This window comes from Limnospira sp. PMC 289.06 (assembly GCF_032350395.1).
Classification (GTDB): domain Bacteria; phylum Cyanobacteriota; class Cyanobacteriia; order Cyanobacteriales; family Microcoleaceae; genus Limnospira; species Limnospira platensis.
Map to the genome: position 1 here is coordinate 1 of NZ_JARPLC010000436.1, position 599 is coordinate 599.

Genomic DNA, 599 nt, shown 5'->3' on the forward strand with positions numbered 1-599 from the left:
TTCCCATTGCTAAGTTTAATTGTTCTATGTCTGAAATAATTTCTTAGCTTTTCGTGACTTGCCTTTCCGCATCTTGATACTGTCCATGCCCGTAACATTTGCCAGATTGTCTTATCTAGTTTGGTGAATGTCTCTGTTGAGACTACCGCTGAGTAATAGTTTGACCATCCCCTAATAATTGGGTTTAGTTTGTTAATCAGGGCTGATTGAGGTGCTGTTTTAAATTGTTTAATTACACCTTTTATCACTTCTGTGTGGGCAACTGCTTTTTGGCTGGGTTTAATGTGGGTCTTGTGACCGATTAATCGGCTTGCCATTCCCCCTGTTTTCCCAGATTTATATTTTCCTGCTGGATATTGCCTAATGTTGAATCCTAGAAAATCAAATCCGGGTTTCTCTGTTTTGCCATTATACTCAATAGATTTGAGTGTATGGCAGATTCGAGTTTTTTCAGGTTTAATCTCTAATCCAACAGGCTTTAGCCATTCAGAAATAGCAGTTTTGCACTGTTCAATGATTCCTAGGTCTTTTGAAATTACCACGAAATCATCGGCGTATCTTATGACATTGGCTTGCACCCTGTTCTTTTTCTTGGGATC

General features: G+C 38.9%; 1 protein-coding gene. It reads right to left on the reverse strand.

Features of this window, described 5'->3' with window-relative positions; translation table 11 throughout:
* Positions 1-599 (reverse strand): group II intron maturase-specific domain-containing protein (locus tag P5674_RS25640; RefSeq protein WP_315670469.1); only part of this gene is annotated, 599 nt, incomplete at both ends.